Raw genomic sequence first — 9,518 nt, forward strand, 5'->3', positions numbered from 1 at the left:
ACTTATCCGTCACTATCGCCAGATCCTCTACTTTGAAGGGATCCGTACTTGTTCCCAACCCGGTAATGGTAACCTGATCAGCAATGGCGTCAAAGGTAGACTTGTCTATCCACTCCACGGCTCCCGTCGCATCGGTAACCAATATCTGGTCGTTACCGCCTGAAGCGATATCCTCCGTCAATATTGTCCCGTTTACGATGTTCTCCGTCTGTACGGCATCGTCCGCCAATTTATCATTGGTCACCGCATCCGCGGCTATACTAAATTCATTACTATTCAAATCTAATCCTGATCCTGCTGTATACTGAGTATCAGTATCTGTTAAAGCAGCTATATCAGCCAAAGGAACAGAAACTACATTCCCATCAGAATCAATTATATCTAAAGTACCATTCGTACTATTTACGGTGAAATTTACATTAGTTGTATTTGTGTCTACAGCAGCAGCTATATCAGCTAAAGGAATAGAAACTGTATTTAAATCACTATCTGTCAAAACCAGATTTACCCCATCTTCTGTTAAAGAAGCATTTGTGGTGTTATCATCAGTAGATGTTAACTCCCAAGTAGTTCCATTCCAATAGTAAATGGTTCCGGTATCTGTATTTACATATAAATCTCCTAAATCTGCTCCTGCGGGAGTTACCGCTCCCGGTGCAGAGACATCTGTTCCCTGCAGAACTTCACAGTTACATTGATCTTCTAAAGTAACTGTAGTTTGTGCTATAGAAATGGCTGACAACAGTAAAGTAAACAATACCATTAAGCCTTTAATGGATTTACTTAGGGTTGTAGTAGTTTGACTCTTCATACTTTTAATATTCAATTCCACCTTCAAAATTTCGTTGGTCATATAGGTTTTTCAAAATGTGCTTTCCAGAATCATCCATTCCTTTTTTTATGACAAGGCGGATCATTGGTATTCACACTATACAAATATTGACTATATGTATTGCTCCTTAAAATAAATGTTGTGTAAGCCAATATTTACGCTATATACCTCTATAAAGGTGAGGTTTGGGATTGTTAAATGTTTATGATTTTTGATTGTTGTTCGTCGAAGATGTACTGCTATTCGGGTAGTTATCGTTACTGAGAAAAACTAAAAAATTTTCGATTTCCTTATTCAAACGACTAAAAAATTTGAATAAAAAGAAGGTGTGAAAAGGTTGATTTTAATTCGAAATTTGATTTTTCCCAACCATTTCCTTTAGGTAGACACCCTTATTTTTATCATTACTAATACACGAAAAAAATGAAATGTAATTAGTTGGACTTTATGCGGTAAGGTAATTCGCTTGTTTGTTATTACCTTTCTAACTTTTACAAAAAGTCAGAATTCATAAATTCAACAACTGATCTAATTGTATTTCCACACTCTACCAATGGCAAATGCGACTTATCTTGTTATAGTTTTACAACGTTAGTATGAACAGGTTTAAAGTAAGAGTTACACTGTACTTTATCATACCTATTATAACTTAATACGTCTTATACTTGCTTAAAGTCAAGATAGTATTGCGCCAATTTTTGGACATAAAAAAATGTGTTTTACCACTTGAAGATTAAGTAGTAAAGCACACTTTTTCTTTTTTTATTGGAAAAAAATTAATTTTTCTTTATCCTGTATGTTATTCTTCTGTTTGTAATTACCGTATAATTTTCAACTATACTAAAAGGTGAAAATTCTGATGTTGAATTAGATAATGTAGCCGTTGTTGTTATGTAATTACCCACGCTTATAGGTAATGACATAGGTATTACAAACTTAAACTTATTTGTATTATCAGTGTTGCTATCCAAATCAGTATATGGTGTTACCATTGAGAATAAATCTGCCGCACTACCTTCGGTAACTGTACCAACATATACTTGACCTTCACCGTAATCTGTAGATAAGCCCAATTGATTATCCCCTTCGGTCGCCGTACCTTGATTTACATCGGTTAAGAATATTTCTATGGTAGCTCCTGGGCGTGACCAACCTTCTACCACTAAATTACCTCCTGACATAAATGCTCCTGATATAATAGGAAAGTTTAATAATCCGTTAGGACCTGAATCTGAATCACCTGAATCATTTAAGGTGACTCCATCTCCCAGAGCATCTGATAAATCTAAATCAATACCTAAAGCTGGACTTGAAGTTCCATTTGCGTAAATTGAATTTTGGGAAATTAAATTTCCGCTAGTAGTACCACCAGAAACAACAATTCCTGAGCCACCGTTAGATGCTATTATATTTTTTGAAATGGTTGAATTATTACCGTCAAGTTTGATACCTGCATTTGCAATGAAACCAGCACAAAGACCTCCGTTTTGTCCTGAAGTTAAAATGGTATTTTCATTAATTATTAAATTGCCTGCATAGCCATCAGCATCAATACCAAGTGCACCTGCTTTTTCAATTAAATTACCGGTAATTATAATATCAGAACCATTTTGGACCGTAATATTATCAAAGCATGCTAACGCACCATTTTCTGTAATTTGATTACCTTGAATTAACGTACTTGTACCTCCATTAATTAAAATACCCGCATCTGAAGTTGTAGCAATATAGTTATTGCTTATTACTATTTCACCACCAACAACTTCAACGCCATAATCAATATTTCCAGAATTATTACCTAGCGCATTTACCCCAATAAGGTTATTTGTAACTAAAGCGCTACCAGAATTTAAACGAATACCTGCATTATTATTTGCGTAAATCGATACATTTCTAATTGTGGCATTTTGGGCCGTAATTCTTATGACGTCGCCTGCATTTCTATGAATCTGAATTTCCGGATTATCGTAATTAGGTAATGTAATTGCCGAAACCCCAACTGTAGAGCCTCCAAGACCTGTTGTGCCAGTATTTGTATTTCCAGAATACGCGGTTTGTGTTCGTCCATCAATACTTGTTGTATCATCTGTAATTATAGATAGTGTAGAAGTATTAGGTATAAATATATCAAAACGACCTGATGCATAATTTGTATCAGTAACCCTACCCTGAGCATCTCCTGAAGGTGGAATCATAAAAATAGAAACATCTTCACCAGCTATTGGGTCAAATATTGAATTCGCCTCAATATCCAGACCTGTATTTCCTAGCGCATTTGAGTTGACTATAAATTGTTGTAATGACCCTTGCCCATCTTCATTGGTATTAACAATTGTGTTAAAGTTGTAGCCAAAATTTAAACCAACTATACCTTCATTGGCAATTGCCACGTTAGAAACTGTATTTGCATTGGTAAGAGAGCCTACAGCAGCATCTGGTATAGCGGGGCTAGAACCACCAACTTCATTGACAGTTGTAAAACCAGTTAATGCCGTGTAGTTAGTTCTATAAGTAGATACTCCTACACATTCATAGCAGGTTGCTCCATTAACTCTCGTTGATCTCACAGTAGCGTCTACCACTCTAACTTGATAATTGCCATTAGCCATACCTCCGAAAACATATTGCCCTTGATCATCTGTAATTGAAGTACTTATCAATGTATTACTAGCATCATACAATTCTACAGTTGCTCCTTCTACTATTTCCCCAGATGATGCAACTAAAGATCTACCATCGCCACCACCATAGTTAACATCTTCAAAAACGTGCCCTGTAATAATGTTAGAAGGTACCTTTAACAATACCGCATTCATAATCACATAATCTTGCCCGACATTAACCGTGGTCGTAGCTGAAGTCTCAGCCACACCAATATAGGCAGATACATCAAACGTATCAAGATCAAGACCGTAAGATGTCGTGTTGTTAACTACTGGTAAAACCGTATTATCATAAATTGTTGAATTAAAGGGATTGTTCTTTGTAATACCGTCATTATCCCCATCACCATTCAAGATGTTATTTGGAGAACTTGGAGTACTAAACACAAGTGATTCATTATTGGCTAAAGTATCATCGCCTTCCCAAGATAAAATAGTTGTTTTAGCCCCTAAAGAACCAATAGAATAAAAGCCGCTTAATGTGAACGAACTTGTAGCCATACCTGACGGGTAGTTTGCGCCACTATCGCCATTGTACCCTTCATATAAATTAATAGTTACCGCAGGCAATGAAGGTTCTTGGTAAAACACCATCAATGACCACCCCCCCAATACCGTAGATGTTGTACAATAAGCCCCGCCATTATCAATACTTAAACCTGAAAAATCAAATACATTTGTTGAAGGTGATGATATACTTGTAACAATTGATGTTACATCTGCTACATACCCAAAAAACTGTAAATTATTACCATTAAAATTTAAAGCTGATCCATATATTTTTGATGCCTTTACATTAGCTCCTTCAAAAACTACATTGTCATCTGGCACTTGACTTGAGTGAGACCAATATAAATACGCTTTATCTATTACTGCCCCTGCCGGTATTGGCGAAAGTAACGTGTTAGAGGATGTTGTTGTTATACTACACGGATCAATATCATTTGTATTAGACCTAAGAGAACCACCTGTTGTGGAATAATCGTAATACCCGTTAAATTCATCAGTTAATACTAATGGTGCATTATTAGGTATAGGTACATCTGTATCTGTTATAGAAATAATAGTTGATACTGGATTTACCGTATAACCTACAGATACATTTGAAAAGTTAATAACGAAGTTCTCTGTACTTTCACCATAATCATCATTAATTATAGGTACTGTAATTTGACGCGTTTGTCCAGATACCCCTGAAAATGACAAAGTACCAGAGGTGTTCGTATAATCGAGTCCATTCAAAGCAGAACCATTCGCAGTAGCATAATTTACTGTGAAAGCCGAAGTATTTGCTCCGGTATAGGTAATATCTATAACTGCATTACCTACTTCCTCTGCTACAGTGGTATTACCTATATTTAAACTAAGTGAACAGTAACTTATGGCGTCTACACTAAATGAATTATTACCATTTCCAGAGTTATCTCTGAATAATAAGTAACCTGTATTTCTAGTTGTAGTATAAGTTACATTAACAGCTGTTCCCTGTGGTGTATTTGATGAATTATATTGCACTAAGTTAGTATACCCACTTGCCTCTTGGTCAGAATTGTAAACTAATAAACTTGCATTATTAGAATCTCTACGAAGTCTTATGGTTATTTGGGTACCTGCTATAACTGGATTATCTAAGTGCACCACCAATTGCGCGTTACTACCAAAAACAGTATAATTATTATTTGGAGCACCTAATATCTGATTTGTATTTGTAATATTTGTGGGGAAACTTGTAGCTACAGCATATTCACTACTTGGGCATTGCGCCTGTAGCATATGTACCGCAGAAAATAGGAATAGAAACGCTAATAATATTTTGTTGATCAAAATTTAAACTTTGGTTAGAGTTAAAACTTAATTATTTAACACTCAAAAATAGCTTTACACATGTTTAAATGAAAAATTTTGTTGTGTAGAGGCAAAAAGCTAGAGTGAATGCCCATCAAACCAATGTACTAGTACTCTAATTGACTGATAAAATTGACTATTATCGTATAAAAAAAAGCAGCTACCTCTAAGTAACTGCTTTATTTTTATTAAGATTAAGTGTGTTTTATTCCAAAATAATAAACTCTGATCTTCTATTGACATCATGCTTAGTTGCCGAACATTTTACACCATCTGAACATTCGTTCAACAATTTGGATTCACCAAATCCTTCACTTAGCAATCTATCTTTGGAAATGCCCTTTTTTATCATATAGTTAACTGTTGACTCAGCTCTTTTATCAGACAACCATAAGTTGTAAGCTTCAGTACCCCTGCTATCTGTATGAGCATTGACCTTTAATCTTAAACTAGGATATTTTTCCATAGCTGCAATTACTTTCTCTATCTCTACTTCAGAATCTTTTCTAATATTGTACTTATCAAAATCAAAATAAATAGTGCTTAGTTGCAATAATTTAGATAAGTCATCTCCAAATCCTGCAGTAATATTATCCCTTTCCAAATAGAAATCGATAATTTTTGGTTTACCATCAGAAGCACCAATATATTCCTCAAACGGAACATAGCCTTCCATTAATGCTCTTACAAAATTACCTTTATTACAATCAAGCTCTAAACTGTAATTACCATCAGAATCTGTAATTGTAGATAAAATTTCTTCGTTATTTTCATCAATAACCTTTACTGTTGCACCTACCAAAACTTCATTAGAAATTTTATCCCTAACTGTTCCTGTGATTTTCTGAAGGCAATCAAACTCTAATGGTCTTGTTTCGGTAAAACTATATATATCATCATAGCCCAATCCTTCTTCACGATTAGATGCTACATAACCCGTTCTTAGCTCTTCATTGAAAATAAAGGTAAAATCATCGCTATTACTATTTACCGGCTTCCCTACATTTAAAATCTTACCTGAAAAATCCTGTCTTTTAATTTTGGTTGCAAAAACATCTAATCCTCCTAAACCTGGGTGACCATCAGAAGAGAAATATAAAATTTCTTCACTGGTAACATAAGGAAAAGTTTCTCTAGCTTCAGTATTAATATTTGGACCTAAATTTTGAGGTGTACCAAAGGTTCTATCTTCATTGATAGCGACCATATATAAATCTGAAGCACCAAAGGTACCGGGCATATCCGATACAAAATACAAAGTTTTCTCATCTGGACTTAAAGCAGGATTTGCTGCAGAATAAGAATCGCTGTTAAAAGGTAACTCTTCTACCTCTCCCCAAACACCTTCATCTGTTAGTACCGCTCTTAATATTTTTAACCGAACAACGCCTTGATCATCTTTCACTGTCTTTCTCTTTTGAGAATTATTACGTGTAAAATACATAGTCTTACCATCTTTGGTAACTACTGAGGTAGACTCATGATAACGTGTATTTACATTCTCACTAAGTTTCTTAACATGATCTATCGTAGTACTGTCTGAATTTACAACATAGAGATCTAAAAAATCTTTTGCATTCCAAGTATGACGGTATCTGGCAAAATTGCCAGTATCCCTATCCGACGAAAATATTAATCCTTCTTTATAAAATGAAGGTGCAAAATCCGAATAAGGAGAGTTATACTCAAAAGGTCCTAAATTATACCTTCCAGAATTCTCTTCTATTTCTGACATATAATCTCGATCATTATTGAATGCCGTTGCGCGACCGTCACTTTTAGTTACTTCTAAAAATTTATTCATTATGGACTTAGAAGTATCATAGTCACCAATGGTCTTTAAGGATTGTGCATATTTAAAATAATCCTCAGGAGTAACCTCAGAAGAATAATCTGCCACTAATTTCTTATATGTTTCTGCAGCATCCGTGTAGTCTGCATTGTAGTAATATGAATTACCCAATTTTCTTAATAGGTCTGCAGAAACATAACCCTTGTCCATGACCCTTTTATATATATCTATGGCAGGACTAAAAGAATATGCATCAAACTTTTCATTACCCTTTTGAATTAGTCGTTCTTGAGCATTAGCCCATCCTTGAACAAGTAATAAAGCTGCTATCAATAATTTTACTGTATACTTCATAAATAAGTTTGCCATTTAGAAAAAACGAGGTGAAACCAACTTTTGAAATGATTTTACCAATTCATATCTTAAGAGTACTTCAAATGATCCGTCGTTAAATTGTGTCCCTCCAAGGTCTGTAGTTTCTCTATCATAAGCCAAACCGATCATGAATTGATCAGAAACCTGAAATCCAGCCATTGCACTCACAGCAGCATCCCATCTATATGCTGCCCCAAAAGTAAATTTTTCATTGAACATGAAGTTTGCCGAAAAATCAACCTGCAAAGGAGCTCCTCCTACAACCTTAGTCAATAATGCCGGTTTAAATTTTAAATTTCCATTTAAATCAAAAACATAACCTGTAATTAAATAGAAATTGATTCTGTCCTTAGATAAAAACTGAGTGTCGTTAGCATCTCTTTGAGAACTGTCAAAATGTTCGGTTTCAAATAAATTTGGTGCAGATAGTCCGGCATAGAACTTAGTAGAATGGTAGTAAAGACCAACACCTACATTTGGTGAAAACCTGTTTTCAATATTATCAGTACGAACAACCTCTTCATCAAAATTTCTAAGCTGACTAAAATCTAAATTCATTAGATTACCACCTGCCTTTAGACCAAATGACAATTTACCTTCAGAAGAAACGTCAATGGTATATGAAATAAGCGCATCAAAATAAGTTTCCTGAACAGCTCCTTCACCTATTTCATCATTAACTATTGAAAATCCATACCCAAGTTTGCTGTTTCTAATAGGAGACTGAATATTAAATGTTTGGGTTGAGGGAGCCCCTTCCAAACCTACCCATTGAGACCTATGTAATCCTGTAATGCTTAATTGACCACGTGAGCCAGCGTAAGCCGGGTTTATACTCATAGTATTGAACATGTACTGTGTGTACTGAGCATCTTGCTGGGCTATTGCATCACTAAAAAGGAGCAACAAACCTCCAAATAGGATTAAGAACTTATTTTTAATATTCATATTTTAAAAAGTATTATCTACTAATATACAGATATTCACTATCAACTTTGTTTTCTCCATCAAAGGTAGTATAATCAAATATATAGAAATATATTCCCGCAGGTAGATATTCATCTGTACTTAATGTTGACCTTCCTCTTGATCTTCCATCAAATACATTGTTTTGATTATTATAATTTTCTCCCTCATAAACAGCCACACCCCATCTATTAAAGATTTTTAATGTACTGCTACGAATCTTATCAACTCCTCTAATGAATAAAAATTCATTTCTACCATCTCCATTTGGTGTCACAATTTGATTTACCTCAATAGGACTATCATCAGTATCTGTAGAATCGTTATCTACAACTAATATTTCAACCGTAGCGGTATCGCAATTACCTTCAGCATCACAAACCGTATACTCTATAGAATCAGCCCCTAAAAATCCATCGTCTGGAGTATATGTAATAGTATCATCTGACATATCATTAGGAGTTCCCCCATCATTAATTTCAACCGTTCCATTTGATGGATCTGTTACCGTCAACGTACCATCACTAGGAATACCAAAATCATTATCCAAGAGATCAATTTCAATTGGTGTATCTACCGGTGTAGATACAGCATCATCTACTACATCTAGAGCAGCAGGTTCACCTACAGTTATCGTTACCGTAGCAGTATCACAATTACCTTCAGCATCACATACCGTATACTCTATAGTCTCCGTTCCTTCAAAACCATCATTTGGAGTATAGATAATAGTGTCATCTGATATATCATCGGGCGTACCCCCATCATTGATTTCAACCGTTCCATTTGATGGATCCGTTACCGTCAACGTGCCATCACCAGGAATACCTAAATCATTATTTAAAATATCTATTTCAATTGGTGTATCCACCGGTGTATATACAGCATCATCTACTACATCTAGAGCAACAGGTTCACCTACAGTTATCGTTACCGTAGCAGTATCACAATTACCTTCAGCATCACAAACCGTATACTCTATAGTCTCCGTTCCTTCAAAACCATCATTTGGAGTATAGATAATAGTGTCATCTGATATATCATC

General features: G+C 35.0%; 5 protein-coding genes. All 5 read right to left on the reverse strand.

The genetic code is table 11. The annotated features are described in order from the left end of the window. Positions 1-853: hypothetical protein (locus PXC01_RS17465; RefSeq protein ID WP_420828597.1), on the reverse strand; the 853-nt coding region annotated here is incomplete at its 3' end. Positions 854-1,608: 755 nt separating this feature from the next. Continuing rightward, a complete protein-coding gene (locus PXC01_RS17470; protein WP_276473573.1) occupies positions 1,609-5,319 on the reverse strand; it encodes a beta strand repeat-containing protein in 3,711 nt (1,236 codons plus the stop codon). 226 nt (positions 5,320-5,545) lie between these two features. Then, on the reverse strand, positions 5,546-7,486 hold the full coding sequence (locus PXC01_RS17475) for an OmpA family protein (RefSeq protein WP_276473574.1): 1,941 nt from the start codon (positions 7,484-7,486) through the stop codon (positions 5,546-5,548). A gap of 15 nt (positions 7,487-7,501) precedes the next feature. Then, positions 7,502-8,455, reverse strand: coding sequence for a PorP/SprF family type IX secretion system membrane protein (locus tag PXC01_RS17480; protein ID WP_276473575.1), 954 nt, complete (start codon positions 8,453-8,455; stop codon positions 7,502-7,504). 13 nt (positions 8,456-8,468) lie between these two features. After that, positions 8,469-9,518: Ig-like domain-containing protein (locus PXC01_RS17485; RefSeq protein ID WP_276473576.1), on the reverse strand; the 1,050-nt coding region annotated here is incomplete at its 5' end.

This window comes from Maribacter huludaoensis (assembly GCF_029350945.1).
GTDB lineage: Bacteria > Bacteroidota > Bacteroidia > Flavobacteriales > Flavobacteriaceae > Maribacter > Maribacter huludaoensis.